Raw genomic sequence first — 22,808 nt, 5'->3', positions numbered from 1 at the left:
TGCCTAGGTGTGCCTTATGATCACGAGGGTGATGTCGTCGTGGATCTTCTGGATTCCGATATGGGCCATCAGATCCTCGACGATCCCGGTTTTGATTTCCTCGGCGCTCCCGCCCTGACGTTTTCGTGCGCTCTGGCAGAGGCGCTCGAACCCGAACAGCCTTTTGTCCTGATCCTCCGCCTCGGTCACACCATCGGTGTGCAGCACGATCACGTCGCCACTCTCGAACGGGATGTCACGCGTGTCGATGAACTTCGAGATGTCATTCTCAAGGCCAACCGGCAGACCCAGATCAAGCGTATCGATGCGTTCGACTTCCCCGTCAGCGCGCACGATGAGCACGTCCTCATGCTGACCGGATAGCGTTACGCGCTCATCCTCGAAGTCGAGGAAGGCCAGCGAGAGATGCTTATCGGTCTTCGTCCGCTCGATGTTCTTGTAGATCGCTCTGTTCAGCCGGTCCAGGAACTGGTGCGGATTCCGCTCGTTGGTCTCCTGCAGCGCGCGTGCAACGGATTGGACCATCAGCATCAAAACGCCGCTTTCGAGACCATGACCGGTCACGTCGCCGATGCCGATCTTGACCCGTGACCCATTCTGCAGGACGTCGTAGTAGTCACCGCCGACCTCGTCGGCCGGCCGCATGTAGGCTGCGATCTCCAGTCCCGGAATCGCTTCGAGTTCGAATGGTTTCGGCAGGACCATCATCTGGATCTGCCTGGCAACCGCGAGCTCGGCGCCGAGGCGGACGTTCTCGTCCCGTAGCTTTTCGTTGAGTGCGGAAATCTCCTGATTGGCGTCCCCGAGCTCCCTGGTGCGTTCGTCGACGAGTTGCTCGAGGTTTTCGGTGTGAAAGCTGATCTGCTCAGCCATCCGGTTGAAAGCGATCCCCGCCGCTCCAACCTCGTCACGCGTCGGAATGCTCACGCGGACTGAATAGTCCTTGGTCTGGAGCCGCTGGGCGGCACCGGCAAGCGCCCTGAGGCCGGCGGTGATCCGCTTCGAAATTCCGAGGACGGCCGCGAAAACAATCAGAAGCGAAACGATGATCGCACCGATCTGAAAGAGCAGGATACGATTGGTTGCGCGCGAAATACTCACCTGCGCCGCGAACAAGGACGCATAGATTTCCCGTTCGGGGACGACGATCCCGACCGACATCGTTTCGGACTTGATCGGTCCCGAACTCCACAGGTTGGTCGGCTTCAATCTCTTGAGGACGACGATGTAGGGTACGCGCTCGCCCTTGTTGTCGAGCATGATATGCTGAATGACGCCGTCATTATTCTGGTCGAGAGGCAGTGACGCGATTGCCGGCTGCACACTTCCCCGCAAAGACCTCTCCAGGCCGGTGACGCCCTGCGTGCCCGCGTCGCTCGATGAAGTCAGGCCGATGATCGCCTGGCCCGACGGATTGATCGCCACCACGTTGCCAGTCGACATCGTGAGGAAGCCGAACCCGGTTTCGGCGATCTTCACCCTTTCGACGACTTCCGCGAGCTGGTCGAGAGTGATGTCTGCTCCCGCCGTACCGGCGATACCGGAGCGATCGCGCGTCCACAGCGGCTGGAAAAAGCTGACGATCAGCTTTCCCGTGATTGCGTCGGTGTAAGGCGCAGTCTGGGTAATGTCGTCAGGGACCGGACGCGACGCCGGATCCCTGGCCCACTGCTGCCATGACCCATAGATCCCCGGAAAAAAGAACTCCCAGAATTCCGACTTGTTGTGGCCTGGATAGAGCCGGTCGAAGGTCTGTGCCTGGTTCGTATACGGCACTGTCCTGAAGATCGGCCGTTCTTTTGGACCAATATAGTACATCTGCAGTTTGGACGACCCGCTGGCCATGAGAGTCGGCGCGACGAGATCGATCACCGTGCTGTCGTCTATTTCCTTCTGAACGCCCGGCAGCGGAGTGTGGTCGGCACCCAGCAGGTAGCCCCAAACGCTTACCACCGAAGGCGCGCCCGGCAGATTCTGCGCCCAATCGCCCCGCGCGTCGTAGACGACCTTCACGGAGCCGGGCGCCTCATGCGACAGCGTCGCTCCAACCTGTTGCTGCCTCGTCGGATCGTCGATCTGGGCCTGCAGCACACCGGCCAGCGCCTTGACGTCCCCATGAACCCGATCGAGCAACAGGTCGACGCTCAACGCCGTCGATTCGGCATAGGATCGAATGTATTCCTGGTTTGCGGTCGTCAGGCCCTCACCGACTTCCGATGTGGCATCGCGCGACAGCTTCTGAACGTTCCAAAGCGCCAGGCCACCGCTCAGCAGGAGGTCGAACAATACGGCGCCGCCAACGACCAATACGAATTTTGCCCGAAAGGAGCGCAGGCCGAAGCGCGGGGCGGGCTCATTGTCGGCTTTCATTGCGGCCGTCGCCCCGATGCGACCCAGATCGGCCAACCCGCGTAACCCTTGGGGTGGAGCGCTGCGAAAATGTGGTCCTGGAAGCCCTGCCGGAACCGTGCGACGAACTCTGGTCCGTCGCCGCGTCTGGTCGCCATCTCGCCCGCATAGACATCCGCCCAGGCCGCAATGATATCAGCGAAATCCTGCGGATCGCCGTCCATGTTAGTGACCATGAAGGTCTCGACACGGATGTCTTCGAATCCGGCTTCCATGAGATAGCGCCGGCTCTTGGGCCCAAGCTCGACGTCCATCTCGAAATGCCCGAACAGCTTCGCCACCTCGTTGTAGGTCCAGCGAATGCTTTCGGCGCGCGGCTCGCCGAGGCAATGCGAATTCTTCTCGTTGGTGATGTAGACCCGACCGCCCGGCTTGCATATGCGGTAGAGCTCCTTGAGGATGAGTTCAGGCCGATTGAAGATCTGAAGGGAATGCCGGCAGGTCACCAGGTCGAACTGCGCTTCGTCGAGCAGCATCTCGGACGCATCGCCATAGGTATATTCGATGCCCCGGATATCGAACTCCCGCATCACCTGTCGAGCATAATCCAGGCTCGATTTGGAGTGGTCGAGGGCGACGATCCGCGCTGGCTGGAATTCCTTCTGCACGAGCACGGCGAAATCACCGATCCCGCAACAGATGTCGGCCATGACGATCCCCTGCCTCATGCCGTGTCGGGGCAAGATTGCGCGCTCGTGGCGCCAGGTCATCTTTGTCTGTGAGCGCAGGATAGGTACGAATCCGCCCTCCTCGAGGAAGCCCTGTCCCGGATAGAATTCGCTGTCATATTCCTCGATCGTTATGTTCGGTTCGATTCCGCTCAAGCGACCGAATTTTCGCGAGGTCCATCCGACGACGCTTGACGTGATGACCACGAATTTGAGATCGGGTCGAGCGCGGCAAGCGTCAATGATGATCCTTGAAAAGGCATGAAATGCAGCGTTATTCATCTGCGTGAGACGTCTGACATTGACGTAGAGAACGCCGCGCACGCGGTCGATCGCGCCACGAAGCAATGCTATGCTGGGCCCAAGCTCATCGATCGCCTGAGGCCGGACCACTCCCGATATGGAGAACTCCTGGTTGTTGGCGTCGTATTGCGCCTTGAAGCGTGGGAGAAGGTCGTAAGGGCTCAATGTCGCAGGCCCTCGAGCGGAAGATCCACGACGAGCCTGATAGCATTCCCGTCGGCTTCCTCGACCCTGAGTATCGCATTGTAGTCGACAGCCAGTTCCAGGAGCACGATCTCCCGACTGGGCGCAAGATCCCCGGACACGGAATTGAGGTAGCGCTCCCTGGCCTCGGTTCCCGTGGCTTGCGACATGGCTTCTTCGTAGAATTGGCGCTCCTCCGGGACACAGGGGAATGTCAACTCGATCCTGTCCGTCGCGCCATGGCGGGACACCCTACATGCCAGCTCGCCGTCGCCATGGCGGCTACGAAACGCGACTTCCAGCAATTCGTTGAAGGCAGAGGAAAAGAGATTTGAATGCCGGACCGAGTCGGACCTGTTTTGACTGATCATCCGGGCCATGTATGTCGAGACATAATCGCAGTGTCTCCATGCGGAGACGAACGTTTTGATTTCCATCTCGATCTGGATCATGGGCGCAAAAGTCGGCTCGCCAGCCAGCTCATGATGAACAGGTTCCATCGGCATCCTCCCCTTGTTCCATCAGTACTGAGCCCCGCGGCGAAAATTTCGCCGCGCGCCGTGATTAAGTCACTCTTGCACCGACTCGATGAATTGCGCGGTATCCGCCTCGATCGCTTCCACAAATCTCCACTTCAAGGTTAACAAAGGGTGCAAGGCGCTAAACCGCCCGATTTGCTTCCTCCATCGTTCGTACCACCCTCAACGGGGACCGTCTGATGAAATTGCCGGTTGCCTCGGCTCCGAGCGGCCGTCCCAGGAAATTACCTTGCAGGCTATCGCAATTCTCCTTGATCAGCCACCGGGCCTGTGCCGACGTCTCGACTCCCTCGGCTGTGACGCTTATTCCCAGGCCGTGCGCCAGATTTATGATCGATCGCACGATTGTTTGGCTTTTGAGATCGGTATCCAGGTCGGCAATGAAGTACTGATCTATCTTCAATGTGTCGAAAGGAAAGTTCTTTAGGTAGCTCAACGAAGAATAGTATGTTCCAAAATCGTCGAGCGATATTCGTATTCCCAAGACGTTCAGGGTATTTAACGTGTCGATATTGTCGATCGTCTTCTCGAGGAGGACCGTCTCGGTTATCTCGAGTTCAAGCCGGTCTGCTCGGATTCCAACCGCATCGATGATCTGAGCGACTGTATCCGTCAGCGAACCGCTAAGGAACTGGGCCGGCGACAGGTTCACTGCGACTGTCAGCGAGGAGGGCCACGTCAACGCCTGGCGACAGGCTTCCTCGAGCACCCATCGTCCGATCTCGTCCATCAGGCCGTCGGCCTCGGCGATCGGTATGAACACGCTGGGTGGAATGATCCCGATCTCCGGGTGCCGCCACCGGAGCAGCGCTTCGAAACCGGTCACCGACGCGGGAGACCGAATGAGCGGCTGATACTCCAGATAAAGTTCGTCCCGTTCCAGCGCGGTTCGAAGCCTGCGCCTCAGATTCTCGCGCTGCTCGAGCAAGAGCAGCATCGAACGGTTGAACGTTCGAGCGCAGCCGCGGCCATCCGTCTTGGCTGCGTAAAGAGCAATGTCGGCGGCTTTCATCAGCTGCTCGCCATCGGTCCCGTGCTCCGGCCCGAAAGCAATTCCGATACTCGAGCCGACGAAGACGGAAATGCCGTTGATGACGAACGGCTCCTTGAACGCGTCGACCAGCGATCCCGCAAGGCGCTCGGCTTCCGCGGGCTGGTCCTTTCCCAGTTGGATGACGGCGAATTCATCGCCGGCATACCGGTACGCGGATTCGCCGTCCTGCAGCGCGTCGCGGATACGACCCGCCGCGAGCTGGAGAAGCGTGTCGCCCGCTCCATGGCCGAGCGTGTCGTTGACCGCTTTGAAATCGTCGAGGTCGATTTGCAGCAGGGCAGCCTTGGGTTTTGCTCCGCCGGCGGCCGCCAGTGCAAGTTGCAGCCGGTCGCCGAATCGCCGGCGGTTCTGCAGCCCGGTCAGCACGTCGTGCGTCGCCTGGTGGAGCAGAGTTACATGCTCTTGCTCCTCCGCGGCGCTCCGCCCGCCGCGCCCCCTTGATTCGATGATTCCCACGCCATTCGCAGTGCCGAAGACGAAAACGGATCGGGGCGCTTTGCCCGGTGACCCCGGCAGGTCGATGTTTGCCGGAGTGCCGCCCTGGAACACCCGAAGAAATTCGTCGCGAAACCTCGAATCGAGGAAGCTCGGGTAGATCTCCCAGATGGCAGCGCCGGGCGCCACGGCGCCTCCATACATGCCTTTGAGCACAGCCGCGTGGTGCGTCAGTTGGAAGTCGCGGTCATAGAACGACAAAAGTTCGGTCGTGTTCGCCAAAAGGTCGGCGAGAAGCCCTTCGCCGGCACGAGGACCATCGCTCGAGGAAGGCCCCTCACTCTCTGTGCCGACGCCTGATGCCTCTGGGTACAAGAGCCACCTCCATAGGCAATGCGAATCCACATCCCCCAGTCCAGAAATAGCATAACTGTCAAGCTTGGCAAAGTTTCAACTCGCAGTCCTAACAAGTTCCTCATGCGGCTTAGTTGCAATGCATGCTCCGCTGTGATTGGCGGCGATAACGATGAACAGTCCGGTTGGTTAATAAATCGGGAATTGGCTATATGATTGATGACGTGGTGGACGCAGCACGAAATATTCTGGTCCATGAGGCGGCGTGGCCTTCCCCGCCCCTGTCTTGAGCCCGCCCCACCTCAACCATCGCCGATCCTGTACTCAGTGTCCGAGCGCTTTGAGCCAGCCTTCAAAGGAAGAGGCCTTCTCGTGTTCAGCAAGCGAAACAGAGTGGGCGGGGCGCGGCAACACCACAGTACTGCGGCCTTCGCGGGGGCTGTAACCGAATTCCTTGCTGAATGCTCGGCTGAAATTAGCCGCTGAACTGAACCCGAAGGCCTCGGCAATATCAACAATCCGCCGGCTGTCCGCCGGATCGCTAAGCGCAACATGGGCTGCCAGAAGGCGGCGGCTTTGTATGTAATGAAGAACACCACCGCTCGGTTCGAACAATTGATAGAGACGGGAGCGTGATACGCCGAGAGCCCGGCACATTGAATCCGGCGTCAGATGAGCCGCATCCAGATTGTTTTGGACGTATCGACGCGCTCGCTCCATCAGCGCGACACTCGCCAATTGTTCAGCGGCCGCAGCATGTTCCGTCGGAGGCGCGAGGCAGGCAATGATCATGCTGCGCGCTGCGTGTACGATGCGGGGCAGATCTTCAGCCGTCAGACTGCGCAGTCTTGCTTCGACGCTATTGACGTAGTCGACCAAGAGGTCGGCAAAGTTGCCGGACAGAATTGAATTGTTCTTTGCGTCGAGGGTTGACGCCGCATCAGAGAACAAATCACGCGGCAGATAGAGAAAGAGACTTTCCGAGTCCGTTACCCTCCCGCGAAACGGATAGCCAAGCGATCTGATCTCCAATTTGCCCGACAGGTTTTCCGCAACGCGGCGATCCACCTCCGTCCACGACCGGCCAGTACGTGGCAAGACGATATACCAGTGATCGATCGAACTGGATCGGAGCTTCGCGGCGGAACGCATGTAGCTATGTGCCGGCGCGCGCTGTTGAACGATCAGCATGCCGCCGAGATTCCAAGCCGTGTGGTCGGCGGGAAAGCCATCGTCCGGCAATTTGTCATCCGGCAACCTGACCTCGACAAGCGGTGTCATATGCGCTTGCCATGCGGCGAATTGATCCTCTGGCGCCAGTTCGAGCGTTGAAAAGGACAAAGGTTCGAGCGCCGGCCCGAGCGGCGGAGCAGCCTCATTGTGAGGTGGACCTTCGCGCGGCCAACGACGCCGATCAAGGTCCCGCAGCTGCCGCGCAGGGGCCTCGTCTTGCCTTTTAGTGTCCATCGCGTGGTGCCATATCCGAATCGGGTATGCCCATGCCCCCCACAATCATGTGGTGTACGTCAGGCATCTGGCAAGACTGCGGAACCCAAGTCGACAAAAAACGGCGATCACGCTGGATCGCAGCAAGAAATGCATTCCGAGATAAGTTTCTGGATGCGAAGATAACGACACTCTTCGACTCGATGCGTATAGATTCTGGCATGGTGAAATATTAGTCGAGGAGGCTACCGACATGAACGCAAAGCTCAACAGTGAGGCTCGCCGCAAGATAATTCTTGATGGATATGGCAACAACGAGCCGTTGAAAGTTATTGCGGAAAAGATCGGATGCTCACTGGCGAGTTTGAAAGTCACCGCCAGTAAACTCGGCTGCACTCGAACCGCGAAAGAGGCGGCGGATTTTCGGCGAGGATTTCATGTCCCCGAACACAAGCGGCAAGATTACTACCAGCTTATGATTGCTGGTCAGTATAAAGCTCGTGAGTGTGCGCTGATTTTGGGACTCTTAACAGAGGAATCATCAGGCGGCAGATAAACTTATTCCAATACACTGTGGGCGATATTATCACGTAAGGATTCCATCACGTCAGCGGTTTATCAGTAAAAGCCCGCCGCCAAGCACGGGGGCAGGCCCTGAAAGGTTCGCACAGATGCTGCGTCGGCGTTTCAATCACACCTGCCTGAGCCCCCTCGACCTGGCTAATTGCGAGCGCGTGTTCGATCAGGTCTGCGCGGATGAGAATCTCGACCCTTTGGACCCGGACGCAGAAATCTTGGCGGTGATGGTTGTGGCCATTTTTCGAAATGCGCACACCAGCGAGCGCGAACTTCTGGAGGCGGTCAGGTCTCGTCGGCAAAAGGCTCCGGGAACCGAGCACCAGAGCAATTCCAGGAAAGTGTGAAGCGGTTGCCGGGCTTGGGATCATGGTACTAAGCGCGTGGGATGTGGCTGATGATCTGGCAACGGGGAGATTGCAGGCTATTCTCCCGCGTTGGTCATCGCCGCCTGCTGACGTGGTTGCACTGCTTCATGCCCGCCATGGGCGGTCGAATGGATTCCTGCAAGCGCCCAGGGGGAGCTCTAAACTCACCTCCGTGGCGTCGGTGATAATGTCCGCTTTCTCGCATGGTCTTCCCCCTGAAGCTGCCAGTCGGATACCCGGCCCCATCTCGGCCGTTTAGTGATAAGGCTGCGGACTGAACCGTCCAATAGAGCTGACTGTGTGCCGCGATACCGTGACAATACTTTTGGGAGACGAGGTCCAGTGGCGACAGCGGTCACAAAAAACCCGGTTGATCTCGATAGGTCACAGAACCTCAAAATATTTTCGTCGAAAATTTCCTTTTAAAATCAGCACCGTACGTTCGTGGCGGGCGCATGCCGGCTTACAGTGTTCAAAACAGGGAAAAACCCAGCTAGATCAATGGCCTAGCTGGGTTGGAAGCAATCGAGTGGCAATGAGGGGGCGGTGACAACCGTAAAAATGGCGACTCTTCCCGCTCTCCGTTCTTCATTACGCATCAAGTGTCTCCGACGGTTCTGCGTTTCCTTTCCAACGGTCCGACTGAGCTGACAGGTTGCATCTGAAGTAAATGCCGGACTGTCTCGCGGAGGGTTTTGACGTACTAAGGCGTGCAAATCGGTGGGTCGGAAAGGAGCGACACCGGAACGTGACGTAGATCGGGCAAAGACGCTCTCGTCAATTCAGGCGGTGGTTGAAGCGATCGATCCTGAGATCATCGAGCGGCGTTTCGCAGCGGTCGGTCACAATGAGTTCGGCCATGGCGTCGCCAACGCCGGGGCCGAGCTGGAAGCCGTGCCCACTGAAGCCGAAGGCGTGGAATAGCCCTGGCGTCGTCGCCGAGCGTCCCATCACCGGCTGCATGTCCCTGACATAGCCCTCGCAGCCGGACCAGGTGCGGATGACCGCGACCTTTGCGATCGCCGGCAGCAGCCGCGCCACTGCCCGCAACTGCGTCGGCAGGCGCATGGGGTCGGCGCTGGCATGACCCGGATCGAGGTCCACCGCCACCCGTTCGGCCGCTCCGCCGAAGACGATGTTGCCCCGTTCGACCTGGCGTAGATAGGCGCCATGGTCTTTGTCGCGCGTCCAGATGCCGACCACCGGCAGGATCCGATGCGGCAGCGGTTCGGTCACGCCCATTTGCGGACCGCGGGCGTCAAGCGGGACTTCTTCGCCGAACCCAGCGGCGATGCGCGCGCCCCAGGCTCCGGCGGTGTTGAGCAGGCACTCGGAGGCGAATGTGCCCATCGAACTGGTGACAAGGAAACCGGAGCCCGTATAGGTGATCTTCCCGACCTCGGCTCCCTCGATGATTTGCGCCCCCAGTTTGCGGGCCGCTGCGGCAAAGGCCGGCGCTATCAGCCGTGGATTGCCGCTGCCGTCATGCGCAGAGAATGACGCGGCGATCGCGTCGGCGCCGAGGCCGGGAAAGCGGGCGCTAATCTCGCGTGGGCCGAGTTCTTCCAGGTCGAGGCCCCAGGGCTGCGCGGCTTGGGCATAGGCCCGCATGTCGGCAAGGCTTCCTTCATCGAAGATCAGCCGGACATGACCGGTGGCGCGGAACTCGACGTCGCGGCCAAGCATCTTTTCGGCTTCGCCCCACAGTCGGAGCGAGCGGTGGGCGAGTGGAAGCTGGGACAGATGGCGTCCCGTGCGCCGGATGTTGCCGAAGGAGGCGACTGTCGCTCCGGTGCCGACCCGGTTGCGCTCGATCAGCGTCACGCGCGCGCCGCGCCGGGCGAGGAAATAGGCCGAAGCCGTCCCCATCAGTCCGCCGCCCAGCACGATCACATCCATGGTTATTCCCTAGAGCATGATCCCGAAAAGTGGGAACCGGCTTTCTCGGACAAACGGTTTCCGTTTGTCCAGAGATCATGCTCCAACAAAGAGCTGGATGATGGCTATTCGACCAAATGTCATCCTCATCCAGCGCGGAGCGGACAATCCCTGAAGGCGCCGATCTTGTCGGCACCGCTTGATTGCGTCAAAGATGCGTTTGGACAACAGCCATAAGCTTAGCCTATGGAGTGGCAATGCGTGCCCGTCAGCTCGAAGTGTTCATCGCCGTCATGCGCGCGGGCACCGTGACCGCCGCGGCGCGGATGCTGAACATCTCCCAGCCCGCGCTCAGCCAGATCCTGCTCCACACCGAGGACGAACTCGGCTTCACGCTGTTCGAGCGGGTGAAGGGCCGGCTGCGGCCGACCCCGGAGGCACTCGAGATCTTCGCCGATGCCGAGAGGCTGTCGGCGGGGCTGGAGGGCTTGCGCCGCAAGACCACCGACCTACGTTTGGGCCGGACGGGGCTGGTGCGGGTCGCGGCCTCGCCGCCGCCGGCCATGGCTATCTTGCCGCGCGCATTCACCAGCTTCCGGGCGCAGCATCCCGATATTTTGCTGCGTTCCCACAGCGCGCCGATCGCCGCAATCGTCGACATGTTGCGTGCCGGCGATGCCAGCCTCGGCGTGGCCTTGGACGACCGGCTGCCTCCCGATATCGATGCGGAGGTGATCGGCAGCGTCGGCTTCGCCTGCCTGCTGCCCGCCGGGCATGAATTGGCCGGGAAAACCGAGTTGAGCCTCGCCGATCTCGCCGGGGAAGAGTTGATATCCTATCGCGGAAACACCCGCCCCGCCGACGAGTTGGCCCACGCGGCCCGCGCGCAAGGTGTGGCGCTTTCGCCGTCGCTCGAGATCGACGTCTCCATCTCGGCGGTCGGCTTCGTCCAGGCCGGCCTGGGTGTCGCCCTGGTCGACGCGCTGCTGCCCTGGCACCAGTTTGCCGGGCTTGCAGTCAGGCCGCTCGCGAATGGGCCGGAATTTCCGGTCGCGCTGCTCACGTCGCGCACACGGGCTCTCTCGCGGGCCGATGAGATGATGCGCGACCAGATCCGCACCGCCTGCTCCGTCGTGCTGGGCGGTGCCAGGGCATAAGCAAGACTTATATCGTTCCTCGTCATACGTCTTGGACCCTGGCAATCGTGTCGTGTCAGCTTTGGTTGGCAGACAGGAAGGGACGCATCATGGATGGTGTCATCACGGCCAACGAGGCGCGGAACGAAACCGACTGGAAGGTCGGCGTCGATATCGGCGGCACATTCATTGATTTCTGCGCGCTGGAAGCCCGCTCCGGTCGCGTCGCCTCGCTGAAAGTGCTGACGACGCCGGAGGATCCGGGCGCCGAGCTGATGACGGGCCTCACGCTTCTGGCCGAACGCGAAGGCTTTGATCCTGCCCGTATGACGCGCTTCGTGCACGGTACGACGGTTGGCATCAATACGATCATCCAGCGCAAGGGCGCACCGCTCGCGCTGTTCACCAATGCCGGCTTCGAGGACGTCATCGAACTGGCGCGGCTGCGCATGCCGGACATGTATTCGCTGTTCTGCGCGCGGCCGGATCCGCTGATCTCGCGCGACATGGTTTTCGGCATCCCGGCCCGCATGCGTGCCGATGGGAGCGAATCCCGGGCGCCGGACATGGCGGCGGTGGAAAGGGCGGTGGCAGTGGCAAAAGCAAACGGGGCGCAAGGCATTGTCGTGTCCTTCCTCCATTCCTGGCGCAATGCCGCCCACGAAGTTTCAGTGAATGCGACGATCGCGCGTCTTGCGCCCGACCTCTTCGTCTTCTCCTCGGCCGAGGTCTGGCCGGTCATCCGCGAATACGAGCGCAGCTCGACCGCCATCCTCAACGGCTATGTCCATCCGCGCGTCTCCGGCTATCTGACGGCGCTGGAACAGCGGTTGAAAAGTCGCGGCGTGCCGGCCCGTCCGATGCTGACGAAGTCGAACGGCGGATTGATGAACGCTGCCGAGGGCAAGCGCGCCTGCGTGAATATGCTTTTGTCGGGAACGGCCTCCGGTGTCATCGGCGCCGCGTGGCTGGCGCGTCAGGCAGGCGAAGACAAGATTCTTACACTCGACATCGGCGGCACCTCGGCCGACTTCGCGCTCATTATCGGCGGCGAGGCGCAGTTCGGCACCGGCGAGCTGATCGGCGAATTTCCTCTCCATATCCCCTCCGTGTCGGTCAGCTCGATCGGTGTCGGCGGCGGCTCGATCGCCAGTGTCGATGCGCAGGGGGTGCTACGGGTTGGACCGGAATCGGCCGGTTCGGCGCCGGGACCGGCCTGCTACGCCCGTGGCGGCGAGAGGCCGACGGTGACGGACGCCATGGTGGTGTGCGGATGGCTCGGTCACAGCGAGATGGCCTATGGCCAGCTCAGAATCGATACCCGCCTGGCGCATCGCGCGGTCGGCGAGCTTGCCACCCGGCTCGGCCGCCCCATCGAGCAGACCGCGCAGGCGATCCTCGATATCGCGGTGTCGGAGATGTTCGTCGAGGTCGAGAAGCTCGCCTCGCGCGCCGGCGTCGACTTGCGCGACTTCACGCTGATGCCTTTCGGCGGCGGCGGGCCGATGCTCGGCGCTTTTCTTGCCCGCGAACTCGGTATGAAGCGCGTGATGGCGCCGCGACGCCCCGGCGTGGTGTCGGCGCTCGGCGGACTGGTGGCGGATTTGCGCGGGGATTTCATTCGCACCATCTTCACCCCGCTCTCGGGCGTGTCGCTCGCCGGAATTCGCGAGGCCTTCGAGGCGCTGGCGCAAGAGGGACGCGACTGGCTTGCGGCGCAGGGGCACGACGCGGCCGCGGACCTCACTTTCTCCTGCGACATGCGCTATGTCGGGCAGAGCTATGAGATCGAGGTTGTCCTGTCGCCGCAATGGTTGGCAGATGGTGATGCGGTCGCCATCGCGCAGGCCTTCCATCTCACCCATCAGCAGCTCTACGACTTCCACGACGTTGATGGCGAGATCGAGCTCGTGAACGTCCGGCTGTCCGCAGTGGGCGCGGGGCCGAAGCTCTCCCTCCCGGAGACCGACGAGATCAACGCTCCGGCAATCCCGGCGCGCCGTCTTCCCGTCTACACGGGCGCGAGCGTCGAGACCGTCGACCTCCACAACCGGGAAACCCTCGTGCCGGGCAGCACGTTCCACGGGCCTGCCGTGGTCGTTCAGGAAGACACCACCTTCGCCATTCCTGCCGGAGCGCAGGCAAGGGTTGACCGCCATCTCAACCTTCTGCTGACCTTCGCGGAGTAACGCCATGTTTGACCGGACAAACCTACAGGTTCTGGCGAACCATGCCCGCGCGGCCGCCGAGAACATGGCGCACACGCTGCATCGCACCGCGAACTCCGCTTTCGTCAAGGAGACGCAGGATTTCACGGTGATGCTGATGGACCGTTCAGGCGCGACCTTCGCCGTGCCGATGGAACTCGGTGCCACCTGGTACCCGGGGCTTTCGTATCACCGCGCGATCGCGATGGTCGACGACTACCGGCCGGGAGATGTCGCCTTCACCAACGATCCCTATTCCGGCCACGTCGCCACGCACGCGCCAGACACGCATCTGTGGAAGCCGGTCTTCGTCGACGGCGACATCGTCGCCTGGACCGGTGGCCATATCCACAACACCGACATGGGTGGCGCGGTGCCGGCTTCGCTCAGCCGGGCGCTGACTGAAATCCATCAGGAAGGCATCCGCTTTCCGCCCATGAAGCTGGTGAATGAGGGCATCTTTGACGAGTCGATCCTGCGGATCATGAGCACCAATGTTCGCAAGCCCGACCTCAACATCGGCGACATCAAGGCGCTGGTCGGTGCGCTCAACACCGGCGAGCGCAAGATCCAGGCAATGGTGCGAAAGTTCGGCAAGGCCGGTTTCATCGAAGGCGTTTCCGCGCTTCTCGACCAGGCGGAAGCGCAGGCGCGCGACGTGCTGCGTTCCATGCCCGACGGCACATGGGAATTCTGCGATTATGCCGACGAGGATTCCGCCGAGGCCAATCCGTGCCGGCTGAAGCTGAGGCTGACGATCAAGGGCGATGCGGCGGTGCTCGACTTCACCGGCTCCGATCCGCAGCTCGGCTCCTCGCTCAACGTGCCTTCCGGCGGCGACCCGCGACACACCATGCTGCTGGTGGGTGTCTACTACGTGCTCTATACGCTCAACCCCAAGATCCTGCTCAACACCGGCCTGACTCGGCCGTTCACCTGCATCACGCCTCAAGGTTCGGTGCTGAACCCGGTCCATCCCGCCGCTGTCGGCATGCGCTCGCTCACTTGCGCCCGACTGCGGTCTGTCATCTTCGGTGCTTTCTCGCAGGTGATGCCCGAGCGCCTGCCCGCGGCGCCGGCCGGCAACAACTGCATCGTCAACGTCATGACTACTGACGAGCGCACCAGCCGTACTGTCATCACGGCGGTGAACCCCGTGGTCGGCGGCGGCGGCGCGATGCCGCATCGCGATGGGACCAATGGATCAGGCGCGGATGCCGCCTATCTCAAGAACACGCCGATCGAGATCACCGAGACCGAGACCCCGGTCGAATTCGTGAAATATGGGCTCGCCAAGGACAGCGGCGGCGCGGGCCGTTGGCGCGGCGGGCTGGCGACAGAGATGGCCTTCCGCGTCTTCGCTCCTGATTCCAGGATCACGGCCCGCAACCGCGATCGCAGCTTCTTCCGTCCCTGGGGCGTGCTGGGCGGCAAGGCGGCCGGCCTGTCGGACATGATCGTCAATCCAGGGACCGAGCACGAGCGGCGGCTGGGCAACATTGATACCACGGTGCTGCAGCCCGGCGATGTGCTTGAGATCCGCTCCGCCGGAGGCGGCGGACGCGGCGATCCACATCAACGCGAACCCTGGCGGGTCGCACAGGATGTGCGGCGCGGCTACGTCTCGACGACAGCTGCCGAGCACGACTATGGCGTCGTCATCCGTGGCGGCGAGATCGACGAGCAGGCAACGGGGCAACTGCGTGCGCGGCAGGAGCCGGCCGCCGGCCACTTCCATTTCGGTCCGGAGCGCGACGGCTACGAAGCGCAGTGGACGCCGGACGCCTATGACCGGCTCACTGCCATATTAATTGGTTTGCCGATCCATTGGCGGTTCTTCACCAAGACGGAGATTTTCCGCCGCATGAAGGGGCGCTGGGGACCGGAGGGCGTCCAGGCGGCCTTCGATGCTGTCTGCAAACGCTTCCCCGAACTGCCGCGTCCGCGCCCCGTGCGAGAGGCCGCGGAATGATCATCGCCGGCCGTATCGTCAGGCTGGCCGAGTTCGACCGGGCAGAGGTGCATTTCTATCTCGACGGGCAGATGTGCAGTGCATTGGCGGGCGACACCGTGCTGACCGCCATGCTGGCTTCAGGCCACGTATTGCGAAAATCCGAGTTCGGGCCCGAGTGGCGCGCCGGGTTCTGCCTGATGGGAGCCTGCCAGGATTGCTGGGTGTGGCAGGACGAGGGACCACGCCTGCGGGCGTGCTCGGTCCTTATCGTGGAAGGCCTGCGGTTACGCACGACGCCGCCGGAGAGCTGGCCATGAGCGAGACGACGCCGCCTCGGATCGTGATAGTCGGCGCTGGCCCTGCCGGCATAAGGGCCGCAGCCATGCTGGTCGAGGCTGGGCTCCATCCGGTGGTGATCGACGAGGGGCAGCGCGCGGGCGGGCAGATCTATCGCCGTCCGCCTGCCGGATTCGCTCGCACCGCGAAACAACTCTACGGATCGGAGGCGGCGAAGGCCAGCGCGCTGCATCAGCTCTTCGACCGGCTGGCCGAAGAGAGGCGCCTTACCCATTGCGCGGGAAGCTCGGTCATCGCCGTGCAGAAGGGTAGGCTGCATGTGCTGGGGGAGGGCGGCGTGCAGCTAGTCAGCTATGACCGCCTGATCCTTGCCACCGGCGCGTCCGACCGTGTCGCTCCGGTCCCGGGCTGGCAGAACGCCGGCGTCTACAGCCTCGGCGCGGCCCAGATCGCGCTCAAGGCGCAGGGCGTGGCGCTTGGGCGGCGCATCGTCCTAATCGGATCGGGGCCTTTGCTGACGCTGGTCGGCGCCCAGCTCGTCAAGGCTGGAGCCGATGTGGCGGCGGTGCTGGACACTTCTCCCTGGCATCAGCAGATGCGAGGGCTCTGGCAGCTTGCCGCCCGACCGCTGGTGGCGCTGCGCGGTCTGGCCCTGCGAGCAAGGCTCGGCGGCCGCTACCATGCGGGCGTGACGCTCGAGCGGATCGAGGCTGACGAAAAAGGTGTCACGGCGATGCGCTGGCGCGACGCCAGCGGCTGGGAGCACTGCACTCCTTGCGACATGATAGGCATGGGCTGGCACCTGCGGGCGGAGACGCATCTGTCCGACCTGGCGGGATGCGCCTTCACCTATGAGGAACAGTGGCGGCAATGGCTGCCGAAGACCGACCAGATGGGGCGCGCTGGCAACGGGACCTATCTCGCGGGCGATGGAGCTCGTCTTCTGGGAGCAGACGCTGCGGAGATCGCAGGGCGTCTGGCGGCAGCGGCGTGCCTTGCCGATCTTGGATTTCCAGCGCCTTCCACCGCGGCCGATCTGCGCGAGCTTGCGCGGCTCGAGCGCTTTGCCCTTGGCATGGCTTGCGCCTTTCCCTGGCCTGCCGCGATGATGCGGGCACTCCCCGACGACGCGGTCGTCTGCCGCTGCGAGAACGTGACCGCCGGAGATGTACGCGAAAGTGTGGATTTCGGCGGCGGCGAAGCGAACAGGGTGAAATCGCTGTCGCGCGTCGGCATGGGGCGATGCCAGGGACGCTATTGTCAGTTGGTCGCCGTCGAACTCATCGCGGCGCAGACCGGCTGCACGCCTGGTGCTGTCGGCCGGTTGCGCGGGCAAGCGCCTGTCCGCCCGGCGCCTGTCGGCGCTTTTCTGCGGGACGGCTGATGCGGTTTCACAGCGATCCGGAGTGCCGGAACTTTGGGTTAGAAGTCGGCAACCTTTCCCCAGACCGAAGTGTCGAAGCGCCTGGGATCATAGGATTGCGGATCGACGATCGGTTGCGACCCGGTCATCAGATCGGCGACGAGGTGCCCGGCGCCGGGCCCGATGCCGAAGCCGTGTCCCGAGAACCCGGCAGCCAGGAAGAAACCCGGAACGGTATCAATCTCGCCGATAGCGGGCACGCCATCCGGTGTGCTGTCGATGTAGCCGGCCCAGGCCGCGCTGATCCTGGTCTTTCGAAGTTCGGGCAGAAGTTCGAGTGCCCGGGCATGGGTCAGGCGGATAGTAGCCTGGTCCGGGGCCGGATCGAGGATGCGCATCCGCTCCATCGGCGTCGGCTGGTCGAGCCGCCAGCGGCGGAGCGTTTCGTGGCCCGAGCACATGCCCTGCAGGCCGCCGGGCGCGAGGCTGCGCCACCGCTTCAGGAACATGGGCAGGAACTGCGAGGAGAAGTGCAGCTGCTGCGGCGTCACGTCCACGCGGCCGCGTCCACTTATGGCGAGCGTGTAGCCGCCGTCGCCGCGTCGTGTCGCCGAAATCCTTGCCGTGTGCAGCGCATCCGGCAGTCCCTCGGCGCCGGGCGAGACCGACAAAATGGAGGAGCGGATCGACGCCTGCGGAAAGCGGAAACCGAACTGCCGGCAAAAGGAGGATGCCCAGGCGCCGCCGGCCAGCACCGCCACCTTGGTCCGGATCGTCCCGCTTTCGGTGATCACGCCACTCAGGCGTCCGCCCTCGGTCTCGATGCCACGCGCGGCACAATTCTGGTGCACGGAGCTTCCGAGCTCGAGGATGGCCCGGGCGACCGCGGGCGCGGCCCGCGACGGATCGGCGGTGCCGTCGGTCGGCGAGAAGACACCGCCCTTCCAGGTCCGGCCAGTGGCTCGACCCCGCTCGCTGGCCTCGGCGCTGTCGAGCATGTGCGTGGTGACACCGGCCGTCCTGGCGAAGTCACGCCAACGCACCCAGCCGGCCAGTTCGGCATCGTCATTGCTGAGATAGAGCAGGCCGCAGCGGCGGAAGCCGGTGTCTTGGCCGCTTTCCGTCGCGAAGCTGTCCCACAACTCAAGGCTTCGGGTCGCCATCGGCAGTTCGCGGGCGTCGCGGTTCTGCTGGCGGCACCATCCCCAGTTCCTCGAGGACTGCTCGGCGCCAATGCGGCCCTTTTCGACAAGCGCCACCTTCAGGCCGCGCCGTGCCAGATAATAGGCCGCGAAGATGCCGACGATGCCGCCGCCGATCACCACCGCGTCCGCGGTCCGCGGCGGTTCGCCAGATGTCTCGATTTGCTGCAGTGGTACGCGCATGGTCTCTCTGCCTTGACGCGCCAATCTACCGTGTTGTGCAGGCAGCCGCTGCCGCAGTTGAAGTTGAAGCAGAATTTTATTCCGGCAGCCCGGTCGAAATCGGGAGCCACTGCGTTTCAAAGCGCTGTCCACTTGGATGGACAGGCCAACGGGCTGTGGTAGTGTCAATGCCTACGAGCAAGGCAGCATTTTGTGCTGCGGCATGCGTTCTGCGGAGACGGCCATGAAACTGGATCGGATCGACATCAAGATTCTACACGAATTGCAGAAGAACGGCCGCATCACCAATGTGGAACTGGCTGATCTGGTGCATCTGTCGCCGAGCCCGTGCTTGATGCGGGTGAAGAAATTGCAGTCGGAAGGCTACATCGAAGGCTATTCCGCGCAGGTCAATATCGGCAAGCTCGGCCAGACGCTGACCGTGTTCACCGAAATCACCTTGAAGAACCATCGCCAGGTCGACTTCGCCCGCTTTCTCGCCGTTGTGGAGAAGATTGACCAGGTCATCGAATGCCACCTCGTGTCGGGCGGCTACGACTATTTGATGAAATTCGTGACCGCCGGCATCGCCGAGTACCAGACCATCATGGAGCGGCTGACCGACATGGATATCGGCATCGACAAGTATTTCAGCTTCGTGGTGCTGAAGTCCCCGATCGTCAAGGCGCACATGCCGCTGCCCAGCCTGTTTCCGAGGTGAGGCACTGCCGCCTATAGTTTTTGCTTTGATGCCTGTCCTTGCCCCAGAACCGCTGCACACTTCTGGGCGAAATGCATCAGCGGTGACCGTACTGGCTGACCAGCTCGGGGTCGCGGACGAGGCCATCGAGCCATGTCGGATCGAGCTTCGGCACGGAGGAGAATAGAAGCTTCGAATAGGGGTGGATGGGCGCCTTCAGTCTGTCGGGCGTGATCTGCTCCACCCGCTCGCCATTGTACATGACCATGATTTCGTCGCAGATCGCTTCGACGACGGAGAGGTCGTGGCTGATGAAAATGTAGGAAAGACCCAACTCGCGCTGCAACTCCTTGAGCAGTTCGATCACGGCGGCCGCCACCACCGTGTCGAGCGCCGAGGTGATTTCGTCGCAGATGATGAGCTTGGGCCCGGCCGCCAGAGCGCGCGCGAAGTTCACCCGCTGCTTCTGGCCTCCCGAGAGCTCCGACGGGCGACGGTAGCGCAACGTCCGGGGCAGGCGAACCATGTCGAGCAGTTCGTCGACGCGCTTCGAGCGCGCCTGCCGGTCGAGCTGGTGATAGAAGGCCAGCGGCCGGGAGATGATGTCCTCCACCGGCTTGGCCGGATTGAGCGCGGTATCGGCATACTGGAACACGATCTGCATCTCGCGCAGTTGGTCCTGGCTGCGTTTGCCTGCGGCGCGCTCCAGTAGCCTACCGTCGAAGACGATGTCGCCGCCCGCCGCCGGATGGATGCCGGCGATGACGCGCGCCAGCGTCGATTTTCCGCAGCCGGATTCGCCGATGACGCCAAGATTGCGCCCCTTCTCGACGACCAGGCTGACGGAATTGACAGCGCGGACAAGCGGCAGTCCGTCGGCCCGCAACGAGCCATAGCCGGCGGTCACATTGTCGATACGCAGCAACGGCTTCGTGCCGGCATCCGCGTCCGCATGTGCTTGCCGCGGTTTCGGTTCGAAGGCAGCCAGCAGTTCGCGCGTGTAGGGGTGCTGGGCAGCCGAAAGGATCTGAGCCGTGGTGCCGGCCTCCTGCACTTCGCCGCCCTTCAGCACAACGATGTGATCGGCGATCTGGGCGACGACCGCGAGGTCGTGGGAAACGTAGACACCCGCTATCCCACCGGCCCGCATGACCGACTTGAATGCCTTCAGCACGTCGATCTGCGTCGTCACGTCGAGTGCCGTCGTCGGCTCGTCGAAGATCATCAGCTTGGGATTGCCGATCAGCGCCATCGCAGCCGACAGCCGCTGCAGCTGCCCGCCTGAAACCTGGTGCGGATAACGGGCGCCGATCCCTTCCGGGTCCGGCAGCGACAACGCCCGGAACAGCTCGACCGCGCGCTTTCGTGCCTGCTCCGGCGGCATCAGCCCGTGGATGCGCGTAACCTCGATCACCTGCTCCATGATGGTGGACGAAGGGTTGAAGGAGGCGGCGGCACTTTGCGGAACATAGGCGATGTCGGTGCCGCGCAATTTGGCGCGCTGCTTTTCGGCAAGCGCGGCCATGTTCTTGCCGTTCACATTGATCTCGCCGCCGGTGATCCGGCAGCCGGGCCGCGCATAGCCCATGAGGGAGAGCGCGATTGTCGTCTTGCCCGAGCCGCTCTCGCCGATCAGGGCGACGATCTCGCCGTCGGCGATGTCGAGGCTGACGCCCTTGATGATTTCGACGACGCGTCCGGCGTCGGTCGTCGCCTCGATCCTCAGGTTCCTGACCTCGACGAGATTGGTCATGCGTCCCTGTCCCTGATCTTCTGCGGCAGATTGTCGATCAGCAGGTTGACGCTGATGGTGAGGCTAGCGATCGCCAGCGAGGGAACGATGACAGCGGGAGCTGCGAAGGGCAGGCCGCCTATGTTCTCGCGCACCAGCGCGCCCCAGTCGGCGAGCGGCGGCTGCAGGCCGAGCCCGAGGAAGGACAGGCCGGACAGCAAGAGCACGATGAAGACGAAGCGCAGGCCGAAGTCGGCCAGCACCGGGCGCATGATATTGGGCAGGATCTCTGACCCGATGAGATAGGCGGTGCTTTCGCCGCGGACGCGAGCGACGGTCATGAAGTCCATGGTGTTGATGTTGACGGCGAGCGCCCGCGCGAAGCGGTAGGCGCCCGGTATGTAGATGACGGCGAGCGTCAGGATCAGCGCCGGGATCGACGAGCCGACCGCGGCAACGACCACAAGGCCGAACAGCTTGCTGGGAATGGAGTTCATGGCGTCGAGGAAGCGGCTGAGGCAGGTGTCGAGCCAGCCGCCGGTGACGGCCGCGATCATTCCCAGCACGACGCCGGAAAAGCAGGCGATACAGACGGAGGCGAGCGATATGCCGACGGTGTAGCGCGCACCCATTAGCACCCGCGAGAGCATGTCTCGCCCCAGATAGTCCGAGCCGAGCCATAAGCCCTGACGCATCGGGCCGAAATAATCGTCGTCGACGATGTCGCCGATCGAATGGGGAATGATGGTGGGCGCGAAGATGGCGATCAGCGTCCACGCCAGGATGACCAGCGAGGCGACGACACCCACGAGGTTGTAGCTGTGGCCCAGCAAGGACCGTTGGGAAGCTGCCACGCGGGCCATCGTCATCTGAGCCTCGGGTTGGACATGATGGCGATGATGTCGGCGATCGTGATGAGCAGAAGGTAGCCGAGGCAGAAGATCATCGCGCAGCTCTGGATCAGCGGCAGGTCGCGGGTCGCGACCGCATCGACCATCAGCTTGGCGATGCCGGGATAGTTGAAGATCGTCTCCACGATGATGACGCCGCCGACCAGATAGGACAGCGACAGCGCAACCGCGTTGACGATCGGCCCGAGCGCATTGGGAAGTGCGTGCTTGAGCACCATGCGGCCGCGTGAGGCGCCTTTGAGCAGCGCCATCTCGACATAAGGCGTGGACAGCGTTTCGATCACCGCGGCGCGGGTCATGCGGATCATCTGAGCCGAGATGACGAAGGTCAGCGTGATCACCGGCATGGCATAGATGCGCACGAGGTCGGTCAGCGTATGCGCCTCATTGACCGAGGACAGTGCCGGCAGCCATTTGAGATAAACGGCGAAAAGCAGGACCGCGAGGGTCGCGACCATGAATTCGGGCACGGAGATGACGCCGATCGCAAGAATGGTGACGGTGCGGTCGTAGAGGGAACCGCGCAACATGGCGGCGGTGATGCCGAGCGTCAGCGCCAGGGGCACCGAGAGCAGCGTGGTGATGCCGGCGAGCTCCATGGTGTTGACGAAGCGCCCGCCGATCAGCGCCGCGACCGGCATCTCGTTGGCATAGGAAGTGCCGAGATCGCCGTGGAGCAGGCCGAGAAGCCAGCGTAGGAAGCGCAGGATTGCCGGATCGTTGAGATGCATGGCCTCGCGCAGGCCGGCGACGGCTTCGGGTGTAGCCGCCTGGCCGAGCAGGATCGACGCTGTGTCGCCAGGCAGCATGCTGGTGGCGAAAAACACGGCGAAAAGGACGATCAGAAGTGTAACGACCGCGATTGCCAGCCGCTTCAGCACGAGGTTTAGAACCCCAGACGTCATGGAAGCGCTCCTGCGGTTGCGTTCGG

18 protein-coding genes are annotated in these 22,808 nt (G+C 62.5%); 8 read left to right on the top strand and 10 right to left on the bottom strand.

The window, feature by feature from the left end; all coding sequences use genetic code 11:
- Positions 1-3: 3 nt before the first annotated feature.
- The 5 genes from CK227_RS32565 to CK227_RS32545 all read right to left on the bottom strand — a co-directional run bounded on the left by CK227_RS32565 (position 4) and on the right by CK227_RS32545 (position 7,412).
- Positions 4-2,370, bottom strand: coding sequence for a SpoIIE family protein phosphatase (locus CK227_RS32565; protein ID WP_095775922.1), 2,367 nt, complete (start codon positions 2,368-2,370; stop codon positions 4-6).
- On the bottom strand, positions 2,367-3,545 hold the full coding sequence (locus CK227_RS32560) for a class I SAM-dependent methyltransferase (protein ID WP_095775873.1): 1,179 nt from the start codon (positions 3,543-3,545) through the stop codon (positions 2,367-2,369). Before CK227_RS32560 ends, CK227_RS32565 begins: the two co-directional genes overlap by 4 nt.
- A complete protein-coding gene (locus CK227_RS32555; protein ID WP_095775921.1) occupies positions 3,542-4,063 on the bottom strand; it encodes a ubiquinone biosynthesis methyltransferase UbiE in 522 nt (173 codons plus the stop codon). The genes CK227_RS32560 and CK227_RS32555 overlap by 4 nt, the downstream gene beginning before the upstream one ends.
- Positions 4,064-4,223: 160 nt before the next feature.
- On the bottom strand, positions 4,224-5,873 hold the full coding sequence (locus CK227_RS32550; RefSeq protein WP_095775872.1) for a bifunctional diguanylate cyclase/phosphodiesterase: 1,650 nt from the start codon (positions 5,871-5,873) through the stop codon (positions 4,224-4,226).
- 396 nt (positions 5,874-6,269) lie between these two features.
- Positions 6,270-7,412, bottom strand: coding sequence for a helix-turn-helix domain-containing protein (locus CK227_RS32545; protein WP_095775974.1), 1,143 nt, complete (start codon positions 7,410-7,412; stop codon positions 6,270-6,272).
- Between the two features lie 232 nt (positions 7,413-7,644).
- Between CK227_RS32545 and CK227_RS36475 the strand changes: the two genes are divergently transcribed.
- The gene (locus CK227_RS36475; RefSeq protein WP_142876677.1) at positions 7,645-7,947 is read left to right on the top strand and encodes a hypothetical protein; all 303 of its coding nucleotides are present in this window, start codon (positions 7,645-7,647) and stop codon (positions 7,945-7,947) included.
- 115 nt (positions 7,948-8,062) lie between these two features.
- Entirely contained in the window at positions 8,063-8,314 is a 252-nt protein-coding gene (locus CK227_RS32540; protein ID WP_095775973.1) for a hypothetical protein, read from the top strand.
- 798 nt (positions 8,315-9,112) lie between these two features.
- On the opposite strand, the gene CK227_RS32535 is transcribed toward CK227_RS32540, so the two are convergent.
- Entirely contained in the window at positions 9,113-10,234 is a 1,122-nt protein-coding gene (locus CK227_RS32535; protein WP_095775972.1) for an FAD-binding oxidoreductase, read from the bottom strand.
- Between the two features lie 236 nt (positions 10,235-10,470).
- On the opposite strand from CK227_RS32535, the gene CK227_RS32530 reads away from it, so the two are divergent.
- The 5 genes from CK227_RS32530 (at position 10,471) to CK227_RS32510 (ending at position 17,191) form a co-directional block, all read left to right on the top strand.
- Complete coding sequence (locus tag CK227_RS32530; RefSeq protein WP_095775971.1) at positions 10,471-11,370, top strand: LysR family transcriptional regulator; 900 nt, start codon at positions 10,471-10,473, stop codon at positions 11,368-11,370.
- An 89-nt stretch (positions 11,371-11,459) separates the two neighbouring features.
- Complete coding sequence (locus CK227_RS32525; RefSeq protein ID WP_095775970.1) at positions 11,460-13,538, top strand: hydantoinase/oxoprolinase family protein; 2,079 nt, start codon at positions 11,460-11,462, stop codon at positions 13,536-13,538.
- 4 nt (positions 13,539-13,542) lie between these two features.
- Positions 13,543-15,528, top strand: a complete 1,986-nt coding sequence (locus CK227_RS32520) for a hydantoinase B/oxoprolinase family protein (RefSeq protein WP_095775969.1) — start codon at positions 13,543-13,545, stop codon at positions 15,526-15,528.
- Positions 15,525-15,827 (top strand): (2Fe-2S)-binding protein, encoded by a 303-nt coding sequence (locus CK227_RS32515; protein ID WP_095775968.1) that lies wholly within the window; start codon positions 15,525-15,527, stop codon positions 15,825-15,827. The genes CK227_RS32520 and CK227_RS32515 overlap by 4 nt, the downstream gene beginning before the upstream one ends.
- On the top strand, positions 15,824-17,191 hold the full coding sequence (locus CK227_RS32510; protein ID WP_095775967.1) for an FAD/NAD(P)-binding oxidoreductase: 1,368 nt from the start codon (positions 15,824-15,826) through the stop codon (positions 17,189-17,191). The genes CK227_RS32515 and CK227_RS32510 overlap by 4 nt, the downstream gene beginning before the upstream one ends.
- Positions 17,192-17,229: 38 nt before the next feature.
- On the opposite strand, the gene CK227_RS32505 is transcribed toward CK227_RS32510, so the two are convergent.
- Complete coding sequence (locus CK227_RS32505; RefSeq protein ID WP_095775966.1) at positions 17,230-18,555, bottom strand: FAD-binding oxidoreductase; 1,326 nt, start codon at positions 18,553-18,555, stop codon at positions 17,230-17,232.
- A 223-nt stretch (positions 18,556-18,778) separates the two neighbouring features.
- Between CK227_RS32505 and CK227_RS32500 the strand changes: the two genes are divergently transcribed.
- Positions 18,779-19,255, top strand: coding sequence for an Lrp/AsnC family transcriptional regulator (locus CK227_RS32500; protein WP_038644676.1), 477 nt, complete (start codon positions 18,779-18,781; stop codon positions 19,253-19,255).
- 76 nt (positions 19,256-19,331) lie between these two features.
- On the opposite strand, the gene CK227_RS32495 is transcribed toward CK227_RS32500, so the two are convergent.
- Genes CK227_RS32495 through CK227_RS32485 form a run of 3 tightly spaced genes read right to left on the bottom strand, consistent with a single transcriptional unit; the run spans position 19,332 to position 22,782 of the window.
- Positions 19,332-20,987 (bottom strand): ABC transporter ATP-binding protein, encoded by a 1,656-nt coding sequence (locus CK227_RS32495; RefSeq protein WP_095775965.1) that lies wholly within the window; start codon positions 20,985-20,987, stop codon positions 19,332-19,334.
- The gene (locus tag CK227_RS32490) at positions 20,984-21,835 is read right to left on the bottom strand and encodes an ABC transporter permease (RefSeq protein WP_095775964.1); all 852 of its coding nucleotides are present in this window, start codon (positions 21,833-21,835) and stop codon (positions 20,984-20,986) included. The genes CK227_RS32495 and CK227_RS32490 overlap by 4 nt, the downstream gene beginning before the upstream one ends.
- Positions 21,832-22,782, bottom strand: a complete 951-nt coding sequence (locus tag CK227_RS32485) for an ABC transporter permease (protein WP_095775982.1) — start codon at positions 22,780-22,782, stop codon at positions 21,832-21,834. Before CK227_RS32485 ends, CK227_RS32490 begins: the two co-directional genes overlap by 4 nt.
- Positions 22,783-22,808: the final 26 nt, after the last annotated feature.

The organism is Mesorhizobium sp. WSM4308 (genome assembly GCF_002294905.1).
Lineage (GTDB): Bacteria > Pseudomonadota > Alphaproteobacteria > Rhizobiales > Rhizobiaceae > Mesorhizobium.
Note: the sequence above shows the minus strand (reverse complement) of the source record. Positions and strands in the feature narration are given on the sequence as shown.